The sequence below is a fragment of the Bacillus sp. ISL-77 genome (assembly GCF_018613105.1).
Genome location: NZ_JAGGQY010000011.1, coordinates 19,974 through 34,209, shown reverse-complemented (window position 1 = coordinate 34,209; position 14,236 = coordinate 19,974). Strand labels below are relative to the sequence as shown.

Annotated in this window: 14 protein-coding genes; 3 read left to right on the top strand and 11 right to left on the bottom strand. The window is 38.0% G+C overall.

What is annotated here, in order from left to right; translation table 11 throughout:
• Positions 1–32: 32 nt before the first annotated feature.
• From J7E77_RS03785 to J7E77_RS03750, 8 genes are all read right to left on the bottom strand, one after another.
• The gene (locus tag J7E77_RS03785) at positions 33–626 is read right to left on the bottom strand and encodes a YpjP family protein (protein WP_214712468.1); all 594 of its coding nucleotides are present in this window, start codon (positions 624–626) and stop codon (positions 33–35) included.
• Positions 627–787: 161 nt separating this feature from the next.
• Positions 788–1,222: a BrxA/BrxB family bacilliredoxin gene (locus J7E77_RS03780; RefSeq protein WP_214712466.1), complete on the bottom strand. Its 435-nt coding sequence runs from the start codon at positions 1,220–1,222 to the stop codon at positions 788–790.
• A gap of 63 nt (positions 1,223–1,285) precedes the next feature.
• On the bottom strand, positions 1,286–2,419 hold the full coding sequence (locus J7E77_RS03775) for a conserved virulence factor C family protein (protein WP_214712465.1): 1,134 nt from the start codon (positions 2,417–2,419) through the stop codon (positions 1,286–1,288).
• 107 nt (positions 2,420–2,526) lie between these two features.
• Positions 2,527–4,416 carry an ABC-F family ATP-binding cassette domain-containing protein gene (locus J7E77_RS03770; protein WP_214712464.1) on the bottom strand — a complete coding sequence of 630 codons (1,890 nt, stop codon included), beginning with the start codon at positions 4,414–4,416 and terminating at the stop codon, positions 2,527–2,529.
• Positions 4,413–5,060, bottom strand: a complete 648-nt coding sequence (locus J7E77_RS03765) for an HD domain-containing protein (protein ID WP_214712463.1) — start codon at positions 5,058–5,060, stop codon at positions 4,413–4,415. Before J7E77_RS03765 ends, J7E77_RS03770 begins: the two co-directional genes overlap by 4 nt.
• 294 nt (positions 5,061–5,354) lie before the next feature.
• Entirely contained in the window at positions 5,355–6,203 is an 849-nt protein-coding gene (locus J7E77_RS03760) for a DegV family protein (RefSeq protein ID WP_214712460.1), read from the bottom strand.
• Between the two features lie 134 nt (positions 6,204–6,337).
• Entirely contained in the window at positions 6,338–6,856 is a 519-nt protein-coding gene (locus J7E77_RS03755; RefSeq protein ID WP_214712459.1) for a hypothetical protein, read from the bottom strand.
• A 90-nt stretch (positions 6,857–6,946) separates the two neighbouring features.
• Entirely contained in the window at positions 6,947–8,650 is a 1,704-nt protein-coding gene (locus J7E77_RS03750) for a formate--tetrahydrofolate ligase (RefSeq protein WP_251026901.1), read from the bottom strand.
• 225 nt (positions 8,651–8,875) lie between these two features.
• Here J7E77_RS03750 and metA point away from each other — a divergent pair, with 225 nt between their 5' ends.
• Both metA and J7E77_RS03740 read left to right on the top strand, forming a co-directional pair.
• The gene (metA, locus tag J7E77_RS03745; RefSeq protein WP_214712457.1) at positions 8,876–9,784 is read left to right on the top strand and encodes a homoserine O-acetyltransferase MetA; all 909 of its coding nucleotides are present in this window, start codon (positions 8,876–8,878) and stop codon (positions 9,782–9,784) included.
• A 127-nt stretch (positions 9,785–9,911) separates the two neighbouring features.
• Positions 9,912–10,124 carry a DUF3892 domain-containing protein gene (locus J7E77_RS03740; RefSeq protein WP_214712456.1) on the top strand — a complete coding sequence of 71 codons (213 nt, stop codon included), beginning with the start codon at positions 9,912–9,914 and terminating at the stop codon, positions 10,122–10,124.
• A 34-nt stretch (positions 10,125–10,158) separates the two neighbouring features.
• On the opposite strand, the gene mntR is transcribed toward J7E77_RS03740, so the two are convergent.
• The 3 genes from mntR to J7E77_RS03725 form a co-directional block, all read right to left on the bottom strand.
• Positions 10,159–10,581 carry a transcriptional regulator MntR gene (gene mntR / locus J7E77_RS03735; RefSeq protein WP_088088719.1) on the bottom strand — a complete coding sequence of 141 codons (423 nt, stop codon included), beginning with the start codon at positions 10,579–10,581 and terminating at the stop codon, positions 10,159–10,161.
• A gap of 93 nt (positions 10,582–10,674) precedes the next feature.
• Complete coding sequence (locus tag J7E77_RS03730) at positions 10,675–12,843, bottom strand: DNA topoisomerase III (protein WP_214712454.1); 2,169 nt, start codon at positions 12,841–12,843, stop codon at positions 10,675–10,677.
• 582 nt (positions 12,844–13,425) lie between these two features.
• A complete protein-coding gene (locus J7E77_RS03725) occupies positions 13,426–13,710 on the bottom strand; it encodes a hypothetical protein (RefSeq protein ID WP_214712452.1) in 285 nt (94 codons plus the stop codon).
• Between the two features lie 274 nt (positions 13,711–13,984).
• Between J7E77_RS03725 and cspD the strand changes: the two genes are divergently transcribed.
• A complete protein-coding gene (gene cspD / locus J7E77_RS03720) occupies positions 13,985–14,185 on the top strand; it encodes a cold-shock protein CspD (RefSeq protein WP_026563856.1) in 201 nt (66 codons plus the stop codon).
• The last annotated feature ends 51 nt before the right edge of the window (positions 14,186–14,236 follow it).

Genomic DNA, 14,236 nt, shown 5'->3' with positions numbered 1-14,236 from the left:
AAAATTTTTTCCTGCCAATAAGCAAATTCACATTAACTCATCCATTTAGGTGGTGTATTTTTAGCCCAAAAAATGGACCCTAACTCATGATGGCTCTGGAAATTATCATGGTAGGTGTGGTAATGAAAATTGAACCAGTAGCCTGCTTGCGGTGGATTATCTCGTCTTACATGAAAACGAAGTATATCTTTACCGATAGCGCGATTGTTAATATTAAAGATTTTTTCAGAAAGCCCGGCACCAGGATGTTCGGTTATGGTGAGATTTTTCAAATCTTCTTCAGGAAATTGGACTGCAATTTCTTCAAGTGCAGTTTCGATATTTGGTAAAATAATTTCCCTGAATTCATTTTCGATGACTGGTTTAATCTTTGGACCAAATTTTTGATATGACTGGAATTCTGCTTGTTTTATTAATTCTTCAATAAACTTTTCTTTATCAAAATCTGATTCTTCAATAAACGTGTTTGTTTGTCCAAAGTGACTTTCGGTCGATGGCGCTTCAAAGGCATCACGATCGGCTAGATTCTCTGCATTTACCGTATTGATTAATTGTGTGGGGGTAACAAGTCCAAAAGTTAAAACAGATACTAATACAAATAACGTTTTACGAAGCCAATTGTTCATTTTTCATTTCACCTTATTCTTAGCAAGATTATGTATAATCTATTTTTTTCTAAAATTAGTTATTATACAAAATATTATACTTCTTTTTTCTTGTAAATGGAAAAAAACAGTTTAAATATCACAATTTAATCATAGAAAAAGGATGTCGGCTGACATCCTAATTAGCAGTGGGCTTCAAATGCCCCAAGTAAATTATGCATAACTGTTTCCATCGGCATTCCTTCAATATCATGTCTAGGAATGAAATGAACGACTTTTTTATCTTTTAATAATGCCATTGATGGTGATGATGGTTCAATTCCTTCGAAATACTCACGCATTTTCGCTGTAGCTTCTTTATCCTGTCCAGCAAAAACTGTTACTAGGTGGTTGGGCTTTTTTTCGCTATTTAGCACCGCTTGCGTTGCAGCAGGACGAGCCAATCCAGCAGCACATCCGCACACAGAATTTACGACAACCAGCGTGGTTCCGCGGACATTTTCCAAAAATTGTTCTACATCTTGTGCAGTAGGTAGCTCTTCGAAGCCAGCTCTAGTTAATTCTTCGCGCATCGGTAAAACCATTTGTTTCATATATTCATCATAAGCATTTGACATTTTATATCACTCCGTTTCGATTCATCCACTTTAGAATACCTAATCTATTAGCTATTTGCAATTTTATTCGGTCGCTTTCCTTGATTCAGTCATTTGCTTCCAAACAGAACCTTTAGCTTCTTTACCGCCTTCAATTCTTTCAATCGCCATTTTTATTTGCAAACTGACTTCAAATTCCGAATCATTTTCGGCAGCTTTTAACGCTGGAAGGGCCTTTTCATCGCCTGCTTCATATAAAAACATAGCTGCCCGCCATCGAACTAACTTGCTCTTATCCTGCAATGCTTCCATCATCTCGTCGGCAGCTTCTGGAAACCCTAAATCTGATAGACAATCTCCCGCGGTTCTTCGAACGGTCACAGTTTTATCTTTCAGTGCCTGGTATAAAAGCGGAAGTACCTCTTTCTCTTTGATCATGCCTAGGTACACTGTTGCAAGCCTTCGAATCGAAGCCTTTTCATCAGATAATGCTTTTTCAAGCACGGGTAAATCCTCTAGTTCCGGATCATCCATTTGCTCGAGGAGTTGATAGCGAATCTGCCAATCGGGATTCTGTAAATCCTCCAATGTTACCTTTTTGCGAGACAGATTAATTTTTGGTTCTGAAGTAGATTCTACTGATTGAGCATTTGTAACTAATTCTTCTAATCGTTCCAGTGGATACGCGGCAATGAGTTCATCGACTACCTCCTTGCCAATTTGGTCAAAATCTCCATAGCGGACGCCCTGATTTTGCCACTTTCGCAAGAAGATATAGTTATCATCAGGAAGCTGTGCCCTTTCCCTTGCCTTTAAAAAGTGTTCCGCCAATCCAAACCGTCTTTCAATTGTGCCATCGGTAAGCTTTACTTGGAGTGGAATATCCTTAAACATTTGGATTTCAACCTTAATTTCCCCAAAATGTTCATCTATTTTTGCTGTGTTTGCAGTTTCATTCGCTTTTTCTCCAAATGCCTGGCGAACTTGAGGTAATAATTCCTTCCAATCATATCTTGCATTCCGCTCGACAGCAAGAAAGTCTGCGACATGGTACACGCCTTTGATCCCTTCGATTTGAAGGATGGATTGGATAACGGCTGGCGCATCTGTTGCTGCTTCTTTTTTATAATTATGGCTTTTCCCCATAGGAAGTTCTTCATCTAAATTAATTTTCATTGTATTCGGACTTGGCGTTGGTTCAATCGCCTTAATTTTCAACAAGATCACCTAATTCTTATGATTTCTTTTTCAATTTTATCATATTGGATAAGTTTCAATCACTGGTTATGCTTGAAGAAAAATAGAGTACGTCCATGGACGCACTCTTATTCCTTTTCAGCCAGCTCTGCCAGATATGACCAGCGTTCGATTAAGTACTCAAGCTTTTCGTTTAATTCGGTTTCCTGCTTCATCAAATCCTGTGCTTTCGTAAAATCACTGCCTGTTTTCGCCATTTCAACACCTATTTCTTCAATGCGGGTCTCTGTATTCGCAATGTCCTCATCAATTGATTCCCATTCTTTTTTCTCTAAATAGGTCATTTTTTTCTTTTTTTCTTTCTCAACCGGTTTAGATGGCTTGGCCGAAACCGCGACTGTTTTTTGTGCTTCAAGCGCTGATTCCTTCTCAAGATACTCTGTATAATTCCCAAAGAATGAATCTATTGTACCTTCCCCTTGTAGGACGAGAAGCTGTTCAGCCACCTTATCTAAGAAATAGCGGTCATGAGAAACAGTGATTACCACTCCCGGGAAATCTTCCAAATAATCTTCAAGAACCGTCAGTGTCTGGGTATCGAGATCATTGGTTGGTTCGTCCAACAATAACACATTGGGTGCAGTCATCAATATTTTCAACAAATATAAACGTCGTTTTTCCCCGCCCGATAGCTTTCGAATCGGGGTACCGTGCGAAAATGGAGGAAATAGAAAGCGTTCAAGCATTTGAGCAGCAGAGATCGTTTTCCCGTCCGATGTTTCGACAATCTCGGCCGTCTCTTTAATGTATTCAATCATCCGCTTATTTTCATCCATATCTTCGCTTTCCTGTGTGTAATAAGCGATTTTCACCGTTTGCCCCATAATGAACTCACCCTCATCAAGGGGGATATGTTTTGCGAGGATATTTAATAAAGTTGATTTCCCGGTTCCGTTTTTCCCGATAATGCCAATCCGATCCCCCGGCTTCACAAGTAAATCAAAATGATATAAAATCGTTTTTGCTCCGTATCGCTTGGAAGCATCCTTCAGTTCAAATACCTGCTTGCCAAGCCGACTGCCATTTAACGAAATATCCATCTTTTCAGAAGATGACTTCCCACTCGAAACCTTTTCATCGAGCTCATCAAAACGTTGAATCCTCGCCTTTTGTTTTGTAGACCTGGCTTTTGCACCACGCCTAATCCATTCGAGCTCCCTGCGGAACAGATTCTTACTTTTTTCAAAGGTAGCTGCCTCATTTTCTTCACGAATCGCTTTTGCTTCTAAAAAGGCGGCATAGTTCCCTTTATAACTGTATAATTGACCACTATCGAGCTCAAACATCCGATTCGCAACCCGATCTAAAAAGTAGCGATCATGTGTGACAAGCAAAATCGAGCCATTGTATCTACTTAAATAATCCTCTAACCATTTTACCGAATCAAAATCGAGATGGTTCGTAGGTTCGTCTAAAATAAGTAAATCCGGCTCGGCAATTAATACTTGAGCTAATGCGACGCGCTTTTTCTGTCCGCCCGAAAGTTCACTGATTCTTTTTGTAAATTCCACAATCCCTAATTTCATTAAAATCGACTTTGCATTGGTACTGGCATCCCAAGCATTTAAAGCATCCATTTGCTTTTGTAATTCAAAAAGGTCTTCTTGGACTTTCGTGTCATTTGGAGAAAGATTCAGTTCTAATAAAGTTTTTTCATAAGCACGCATTAGTTTTAGGATGGGAGCATCGCCATGGAAGACTTGTTCAAGGACCGTTTTGTCACCGTCTAACTCCGGCTGTTGGTTTAAAAATGTAATGGAATAGTCTTTACTTGTGATGATTTTTCCTTCGTCAGGAGTATCCAGTCCTGCAATAATTTTTAATAATGATGATTTACCGGTCCCGTTGATCCCGATTAATCCCACACGCTCTTTTTCTTTAATCGTGAACGAGATATTGTTAAAGAGCTGTTTTTCCCCATACGTTTTCGAAACATTTTCTCCTGTGAGCATTTTCATTCTTGTCCATCCCATTCTTGGTAAAATTGTTCTAAAAAGGTTTCCATCATTTGTTGACGGCTTTCTGCCATTTCTCGGGCAGACTCTGTATTTAGTAAATCTTTTAATTTAAGCAACTTTTCATAAAAGTGGTGAATACTTGTAGATTTACCTTTTCGATACTCTTCTAAGCTCATTTCGTTTCGAACCTTAATGCCGGGGTTATAAATAGGTTGTCCTTTTTTACCGCCATAGGCAAACGCCCTCGCAATCCCGATGGCTCCAATCGCATCTAATCGGTCTGCATCCTGGACGATTTGGGCTTCAATCGTTGAGAGCTCACTGTTTATGCCGCCTCTATAGGAAATCGTTGCGATAATTTGTTTTATATGTTTTTTTTCATTATCTGTTAGCGGAATTGTTTGCAAAAAGGTTTCCAGTTTTTCTTCACCTTTTTCGATACTTTCATTCAACTTTTCATCAGGGATGTCATGGAGTAATGCAGCCATTTCAATAATGAACGCCTCTCCTGTCTTTTCTTCCCTGCAAATATGTAAGGCATTCCGTCGAACGCGGTCGACATGGAACCAATCATGGCCTGTCGCATCTTCAGCTAATTCATTACGGACAAATTCTTCTGTTAGCACAATTATCGGATTCTTCATTGCTTGAAAGCACCTACCTTTATCCTTGCTATTTTAACATGAAAAACAAACAAAAAATAACCCCGAATGTTCGGGATTATTTTTTGTTAGCTTGGCGTCCGCTTTTTTTCTGACTTTGCGACTTGCTATTACCAATTTGAAACTCGCTTCCAAGTTCAATATCATTTCGTTTGTCTTGCTTTTCAATTTGTTCTCTTGTTTGGTTCGGATTTTGTCTTCCTTGCTTACTAATGGCGCATCTCCCTCTCATTTAAGATTTAATTGCAATTTTAGTATGCTCAGTTTGGGAGTAAGTTATTTCAACTCATTATGCCAGCTGATGCCAAGGGTATTTTCACCTGCATGCACGCCGATTACCGCGCCTAATGGACAACAGTTGATTTCAAGTTGAGGAAATTCCTTTCTTAATTCATCCTTCCAATTAGCTGCGTGACCCTCGTGCAAACCATATAAAATATATACCTCTTTAAAATGATGCTGCTCGTAGGATGACCTTAAGTAATCCAATATTTTTTCCTTTGCCTTTTTCTCACTTCTTGCTTTTTCTTTCACACTCAGCGCACCATCTTCGATCGAAATAATTGGTTTAACGTTAAGCATACTGCCGAGAAAGAATTTCAAGCCTGACATTCTGCCGCTTCGGTGGAGCTGTTCTAAACTGCCAACAAGAACATAGGTCTCGTTGGTTTTCTTAATTCTTTCGAGTTGACTGATTACTGAATCAAGACTAGCGCCTGCTTCAAGCAGCCTTATTCCTTCTTTAAGTAAAGCCGTCATTGGATAGGTTAGGATATTGGAATCAAAGGTCGTTACCGGAATCTCAACAAGCATTGCAGCTTGCTCACTCGAGGATACCGTGCCACTTAATTTTCCTGATAAAAGAACGGCGACAACTTGGTCGTAATCCTTAGACAGTTGTTCGTATAATGTTTGAAAAGCTCCAATGGAAGGTTGTGATGTTTTAGGTGGATTTTTAAGTTGCTTTAATCTCTCGAATAATTGAGCAGGGGTTAAGTCAATCCCATCAGAAAATTCCTCACCATCAAGTAAAATCGTTAGTGGAATGGTATATACATCTGGATGATTTTTTAATTCTTCGTCTAAATAGGCTGTACTATCTGTGACCCAAGCCGTTTTGACCAACGTCATCTCCCCTTTTTTATAAAAAAATGAACAGATATGTAAATTAATCGTACATAAAAATTTGAATATTGTAAATATTTTAAAAACCTAATTAAAACCAGCTTTGGATGAAAAGCTGGTTTCGCTTCATATTACTAAAATTCCCTGTTCAGTTGCTTAAGAGTTGTCATGATAAACTCAGTCATTTCAACCAAATCATCCACTTGGTCTTCCCGAATCAATCGATCAAAATCAACATTAATCACATGAGTATGCTTTCGTACAATTTCAAGTGGTTGATACTGAACAATTTGAGTTATCTTTCTCGTGGACCCCCATACGTTTAGTAGGATGTTTTCAACCGCATGAAAGTCTATTTCCATGTCTTTATGTTCAATTAAAAATTGGAGCCTTAAATGACACCCTGCCTTCTGTTCTGATTGTAAGGCCGGTAAAAGCTCTGCTGCTAGATTAACTAGGTTTGATGTCATTTCAATATTCGCTATTACACTGCTTTTAGGTAAACGGAAAGATACATCAAATTTCCGAGACATCTTAGCCATGTTGATTAGATCGTTTCGGTCCGTAATAACAATCTCACCGATAATATCTAAATCATAAAGAGCACCTTCAATCACCACTTTCATGTTATCAAAGGCTGTCGGATCAAACATATCCCATCTACTCTCCTCTTAAGAAAAGCGCAAGCGCCCGCTCGGCCGCTTGCGCTAGACAGTTATCTAAGTTCATAATTCTTTTTTGATTTAGAAAAGCCCAACTGCATTCCCGTTTTCATCCACATCCATATTTAAGGCAGCAGGTTTTTTCGGCAGCCCTGGCATGGTCATAACATCTCCAGTTAACGCGACGATAAATCCAGCCCCAATCGAAGGTTTAAACTCCCTGACCGTCACGCTGAAATCCGTTGGTCTACCTAACTTTACAGGATCATCAGACAAGGAATATTGAGATTTCGCCATACAAACAGCTAAATTAGACCAGCCGAATTTTTCAAAATCAATCAATTGTTTTTTAGCCTTTGAAGAAAATTCTACATCTTTTCCACCGTAAACCTTTTGGACAATTGTTCTAACTTTCTGTTCAATCGGATCAGATAGGTCGTATAAAGGCTTAAAATTGTTTTCATTCTTGTCAATGACAGCCAAAAGTGTTTCAGCTAGCTCGATGCCTCCTGCTCCGCCTTTTTCCCATACTTCGGTTAAGGCAACAGGAACATTCTCTCTTTCACACCATCCAAGTAATGTTTTTACTTCGAGTTCTGTATCAGTGATGAATTTGTTAACTGCAACAACTACTGGTAATCCAAAGCTATTGATTGTCTCGATGTGTTTTTTTAGATTTGCAAAACCAAGTGTTAGTGATGGAATATTCTCTTTAGCTAACTCACTTTTTGCTACTCCCCCATGCATTTTTAAGGCACGAATAGTCGCAACAATAACAACTGCTTCTGGTTGAATCCTCGCACTTCTTGATTTAATATGTAAAAACTTTTCTGCACCTAAATCTGCTCCAAAGCCAGCCTCAGTGATCACATAATCCGCTAACTGAGCCGCAGCTTTAGTTGCTATGACGCTATTACACCCATGCGCAATATTTGCAAACGGACCGCCGTGAATAAGAGCTGGCGTATGTTCAATCGTCTGAACAAGATTTGGTTTGACCGCATCTTTTAACAATAACGTTAATGCGCCTTCCACACCTAAGTCACCGACCGTTACCGGCTCCTTATGATAATTATAGGCAACAACCATCCGTGATAATCGTAATTTTAAATCCTTTAGATCTGTTGCTAAACATAAAACCGCCATAATTTCCGATGCGACCGTAATATCAAAGCCATCTTCCCTTGGAACACCTTGAAGGGGTCCACCAAGACCGATAATAACTTTTCTTAATGCACGGTCATTTAAATCAAGGGACCGTTTCCAGACTATTCTCCGTTGATCTATGTTAAGTTCATTTCCTTGTTGGAGATGATTATCGATTAACGCAGCGAGGGCATTATTTGCAGTCGTAATCGCATGCAAATCTCCAGTAAAATGTAAGTTGATGTCTTCCATTGGCAGGACTTGCGAGTATCCACCGCCAGTCGCCCCACCCTTAATACCCATAGTTGGGCCTAGTGAAGGCTCTCTGATTGCGATCATTGTTTTTTTACCTATCCGATTAAAAGCATCTGCCAGTCCAACTGTCACAGTCGATTTACCTTCGCCTGCTGGTGTTGGATTAATGGAAGTGACAAGGATAATTTTTCCGCTATCCTTCGTTTTGAGTTTAGCAAGAGCTTCATTTGAGATTTTAGCTTTGTATTTACCAAAAAGTTCTAGATCATCCTCTTCCAAACCAATTTTTTCGGCGATTTCAACAATTGGCTTCATCTTTGATTCTTGTGCAATATCAATGTCTGATTTCACTTCTGTTTTCAATACCACCTTTATCCCCCGCATTCAGCATTTAGAATTGGACTTACGGTTTCATTGTATCAAATAAGCGCTTTCATTCCGAAAATTAAATATGACAAATTAATTAATACTTTTCTGAATTTACAATAATGTTTATAATATAAATATCAAATATTTCAAATATTCATTGACTCCTTATCGTAGGTAGTTATATAAATGGATGTAGTAATTAGAAATTCGCCTAATTAACCTAAAAAAGGGGCTGATCACTTGCCAATTAACATTCCAAAACTCCTTCCAGCGAGGGAAATTCTCGAACACGAAAATATTTTCATTATGGACAATGAACGTGCAATTGCACAGGACATCAGACCATTAAATATCCTCATTCTGAATTTAATGCCTGAAAAAGAAAAAGCAGAAACACAGCTTTTAAGACTATTAGGAAACTCGCCTTTACAAATAAATGTCAATTTTCTAAAAACCAACTCCTATGAATCCACCCATACGAGTAAACAGCATCTTGAACAGTTTTACACCACCTTTTCCCAAGTGAAAAACCTAAAATTTGATGGGATGATTATTACTGGTGCCCCAGTAGAGCTATTAGAATTTGATCAAGTTAAATATTGGTCGGAATTAACTGAGATTATGGACTGGGCCAATCAAAATGTCACTTCGACGTTACATATTTGTTGGGGTGCGCAGGCTGCTCTTAACTACCATTATCGGATTGGTAAATTTGAGTTACAGCGAAAATGCTCAGGTATTTATCCTCACCGGATTTTTGAACCTAATGACACTTTGCTGCGAGGGTTTGACGACCAGTTTTATGCTCCCCATTCTCGCTATACTGATGTATCGATTGAAGCAATTAAAAAGAATCCAGAATTAACATTATTAGCCGCCTCTGAAGATGCAGGTGCCTTATTAATTGCCTCTCGGGATAGAAAGCATGTCATGATTACCGGACATTTGGAATATGAATCAGATTCGCTGGCCCAAGAATATGAAAGAGACTTGAATAAAGGCCTTGAAATCCATATACCGGAGAACTATTTTCCAAACAATGATCCAACCCAGCCGCCAATTAATCGCTGGCGTTCTCATGGTCATTTATTCTTTTCAAACTGGCTTAATTATTATGTATACCAGGAAACCCCTTTTTTTTGGGGTTAACACTAAGCATCGGGTAAATTCCGATGCTTTTTTTATATGATTGTTTGTTTATTATTTGTAAAAATAGAAAGAATATAGGAAAAAGCAAGGTATTGCTTTTAAAAATAATCTTAAGAGGAGAATTTTCATGGAATCAATTGTGGCACTTCACCGTAATTCCTTTGGGGAAATTATCAACTTTGTCACTTCTGAGGGACGAATCATTTCTTATCGAAAGGCAATACTAGAGGCAGAAAATGGTGTAATTCAAGGGGTTCAGGCTATTGAGGAAGAGCATGGTAGAATGTCTTTAATCCCAGAGAGCAACCAATCTTTTGATCAATACCCAGATTTATATTAAAAGCACCTAGCAATTGCTGCTAGGTGCTTGTTTATTATTCACTTTCATTCTGTTTTTGTATTTCATTTAATGCCTCTATACGCTTTTGGTCTTCTTCAAAAAACTGAACCAGGTCACCAATTCGATCAATTGAATCCCAGCTTAAATGGTGTTCAATCCCTTCGACATCGTTATAAATATTTTCATTTTTTACACCGATAATTTTGAGGAACTGTTCAAGTAAATCATGTCTAAAGACAAGGCGCTTGCCAATCTTTTTCCCCTTGGCTGTTAACACAAGTCCTCTATATTTTTCGTAGACTAAATATTCATCTTTATCAAGTTTTTGCACCATTTTCGTTACTGAGGAGGGATGTACTGACAGCGCTTCGGCAATATCTGAGACTCGAGCGTATCCTTTTTCTTCAATCAATATATATATTTGTTCAATATAATCTTCCATACTTGGTGTTGGCATCCCATACCCTCCAAAAAATTACTCAACTAAAAGTTTACTATAGAAAAAAAATAGTGACAAGGCACTTTATCACTTATATAAAATAACAATTCTTTATTTTGCTGCTGTTTCTTCGAATAAAAATTTTACCTTTTTTTCAGTTTGGTCTATAAAAAGCCGGGCATTAAAGGTTTTTTCTTTATTGGTAAAACCTTCAATAAGCTCGGTTTTTCCTTCTGATAATAGCAGCTTAATGTTCTTCTGGGTAATATTTTTACCTAATATTTTCTTTGAAATAGTGAAATCGCATTGATTTTTTTGGTAATTTGAACAACCGTAAAAACTGCCCTTATCTACGACTGAACCATCACATTTTTTACAAGGACCCAGCTTGGTAAAAGCCTGCTTCCTCCCTTTTTGCTTCCCAGGTGCAAAATTTTCGCGAATCTCCTCCGAGAACGACCAGTTAGTAGCTTGACCAATACTTGAAGAAATTAAGTGAATGACCATCTTTTTTGTTTGCTCCATAAATTGCTTTGGTGCAGCAGACCCCTCAGATATTTCCTTTAGTTTCTGCTCCCACTTTGCGGTCATTTCAGGTGAAGCTAAAATTTCTTTCCCAATGGCCACAATGAGGATTTTGGCTTTAGCTGTAGCATAAACTAAATTCTTAGTAACCTCAATATATAGACGGTCCTTTAGCATAGTAATGATGCCTGCTCTGGTTGCTTCTGTTCCAAGGCCCTCGGTCTTTGTCAGAATTTTTTCGAGTTCTTTATCATCTATATGCTTACCGGCCGTTTTCATTAACGTAATTAATTGACCTTCAGTATAGCGTTTTGGCGGCTGAGTTTTGCTTTCTTTGACTTCCACTTTATCCGACCGACCCTGCTCACCTTCTGCTAGCATTGGTAGTGCAGGTTCGTCTTCATTATCTTTTGGATTCAGTACTTTACGCCAGCCTTCTTCAATTTGAACCTTCCCCTTCGAGATAAACGCTGCCCTTCCATCCACCAATGTTGTCACAGTAGTATATTCAGCTATGGCCTTATTGTAGTGTGCGGCTATCAAACTTGTTACAACTAAATCGTAGATTTTTTTCTCATCTGGGGTGAGCCGCTCCACATTTGGGATTTGTTCCGTCGGAATAATCGCATAGTGGTCTGTGACCTTCTTTTCATTCACATAGCGTTTGTTTTCTGAAATCGAAGCAAATGGTAACGGGAAGAAACTTTCGTAATCTTTAATATGACTTAATTTGTTTAAGACGTCCGGGAAAGTATTCGCTTCTTCTTTTGTTACGTACCGTGAATCTGAACGAGGGTACGAGACATTTCCCTTTTGATAGAGCTTTTGCATAACATCGAGAGTTTTCTTCGGTGAGAATTTAAAGCGTTTATTTGCCTCGGCTTGGAGGGCGGAAAGATTATATAAGAGTGGAGGAAAGAACTCTTTCCTTTCTGATAGAACCTCGCTGACTTCGGCAGGTTTATCCTTGCAAAAAGCAGCAACTTTTTCGGCTAACTCTTTTGTATTCACTCGGGTTTCCCCATCGTTCTGCCATTTTCCAGTATATTTTTTTCCATTCATTAAAAAATGTGCGAGAACCTCCCAAAAGGGTTCCGACTTAAAGTTCTCTATTTCTATTTCTCTTTTAACAATAAGTGCTAAAGTTGGTGTTTGTACTCTACCAACTGAAAATACATCGGAAAATCCTTGTTTTTGTAAAAGTAAGCTATACAAACGTGAAGCGTTCATACCAACCACCCAGTCAGCACAAGCCCTTGTGTAGGCTTCAAAAAATAAGCTCCGTGTTTCTTGCTCGTCCAACAGCTTTTTAAAACCCTCTCTAATGCTATTAGCTGTTAACGACGAGATCCACAGCCTTTTCATGGGTTTGTGACATTTTGTTAACCTGAGGATATTGCGGATAATCAGTTCACCTTCGCGCCCCGCATCACCCGCATGAATAATTTCAGTTACATTAGAATCAGACACTAACTTTTTTATGACTGCAAATTGTTTTGCCTTATCTTTCGTTACTTCGTATTCAAACTGTTCAGGGATAATTGGTAAATTATCTAACGACCATTTTTTCCAGCCTTGCTGATATTTTTCGGGCGAGACTAATTGGCATACATGACCAATTGCCCAAGTCACATAGGCTCCCTTAGGAAAAATATCATTTGGATAAATTTCGATAAAACCATTTTGTTTTTTATGTTTAAAGATTGATGCTAAGGTTGACCCTTGATCCGGCTTTTCGGCAATAATTAATTTCATTATGATTGCTCCCTTTTTACAAAGCATCCCGAAATCCATTTTACCCATTAAATCCATTGTTCGTAAAGAATAAATAATCACCACATCAACCAATTTCCTTTCCAATTTTATGATAGAGGATGATCGAGACTATATAATCGACTGTATCATTCTTCACTTTTCAGTAATTGTAGATTCATTCAATTTCTAAGTACAGTGGTAATAATGATAATAATTATTTTTAGAATTACTCTCAAAGTTCTTACTATTAAAATAGCAGACTACGTCACGAAATCTCCTTAGTATTTTGTCTTTTATTTGACAAATAGACTAAATAATAAAAAAGAGTGATCAAATGATCACCCAGATTGTCGAGAAAGGGTATTTTTCTCGGCAATTGTTTATTTTGCCTAAATCTAAAAATACCCATTTTTATTAAATTATTTGTCCCTGCTACCAGGCCTGTTGAAAAGCCAATATATTTACTGATATTATAACAAATTAACGCGGTGAATTGTTAAAGAAAATGAATATATTAAAAGGCTGTCGAAGGTTTTTCGACAGCCTGAGTGATCAAATTATCACCCTTAATGCTTGCTATTGTTAACTCAACGGCTTTATTGAAGGAAGATCCTGACTATACCAATTATCCTCGGGGATAATATTCGAAACTGTTAAAATTAAGGATGGAATTCTCTCCACATTGAACACAATTGCACCAATTTTCTTTGTAAAAATGATAAAGGCATTTCCATGTGAATAATTATCTAGGTCTAATCCCATATGGAGCAGTGCAAATAAAATGGTCTGCTTTTCATCAGAATCAATATAAACTTGGGGTGAAAATCTTAATATCCATTCATCACCTTCAATGGAAAATCGGTACATCCTATCCCCGCCTCTGTAAATAAATTGATTAATTTAAGATATGATGCAGAGGTATTTTTCATGTTAGGAGTACGGACAAAATCAGACACTTAAATATTTTCATAGAAACTACCATAATTTCAATAAAAGAGACAAGTCATTCCTTGACTGTAAATTTTCATTATTGTATATTTAAAGCATCATGTAACTATATATGCATAGCAAGTGGCTGCATGATAATATTTATCTTTGGCACCAATAAGGGTGGCTTGAAAGGCTTAGGAGGAAGAAGTAAATGCAAAACGGTAAAGTAAAATGGTTTAACAATGAAAAAGGTTTTGGTTTTATTGAAGTAGAAGGCGGCGACGATGTATTCGTACACTTCAGCGCTATCACTGGCGAAGGCTTCAAATCTTTAGAAGAAGGCCAAGAAGTTTCTTTTGAAATCGTTGAAGGAAACCGTGGACCACAAGCAGCTAACGTTGTAAAACTATAATCTAAATTAATTAATCAAGGGCTGACGTTTTCGTCAGCCTTTTTTATAGGC

Coding starts and splice junctions, on each gene's coding strand:
- J7E77_RS03785 (WP_214712468.1), bottom strand. CDS start 626: ATGAACAATTGGCTTCGTAAAACGTTATTTGTATTAGTATCTGTTTTA.
- J7E77_RS03780 (WP_214712466.1), bottom strand. CDS start 1,222: ATGTCAAATGCTTATGATGAATATATGAAACAAATGGTTTTACCGATG.
- J7E77_RS03770 (WP_214712464.1), bottom strand. CDS start 4,416: ATGAAAATGCTCACAGGAGAAAATGTTTCGAAAACGTATGGGGAAAAA.
- J7E77_RS03765 (WP_214712463.1), bottom strand. CDS start 5,060: ATGAAGAATCCGATAATTGTGCTAACAGAAGAATTTGTCCGTAATGAA.
- J7E77_RS03755 (WP_214712459.1), bottom strand. CDS start 6,856: ATGTTTGATCCGACAGCCTTTGATAACATGAAAGTGGTGATTGAAGGT.
- J7E77_RS03750 (WP_251026901.1), bottom strand. CDS start 8,650: ATGCGGGGGATAAAGGTGGTATTGAAAACAGAAGTGAAATCAGACATT.
- J7E77_RS03740 (WP_214712456.1), top strand. CDS start 9,912: ATGGAATCAATTGTGGCACTTCACCGTAATTCCTTTGGGGAAATTATC.
- mntR (WP_088088719.1), bottom strand. CDS start 10,581: ATGCCAACACCAAGTATGGAAGATTATATTGAACAAATATATATATTG.
- J7E77_RS03730 (WP_214712454.1), bottom strand. CDS start 12,843: ATGAAATTAATTATTGCCGAAAAGCCGGATCAAGGGTCAACCTTAGCA.
- J7E77_RS03725 (WP_214712452.1), bottom strand. CDS start 13,710: ATGTACCGATTTTCCATTGAAGGTGATGAATGGATATTAAGATTTTCA.
- cspD (WP_026563856.1), top strand. CDS start 13,985: ATGCAAAACGGTAAAGTAAAATGGTTTAACAATGAAAAAGGTTTTGGT.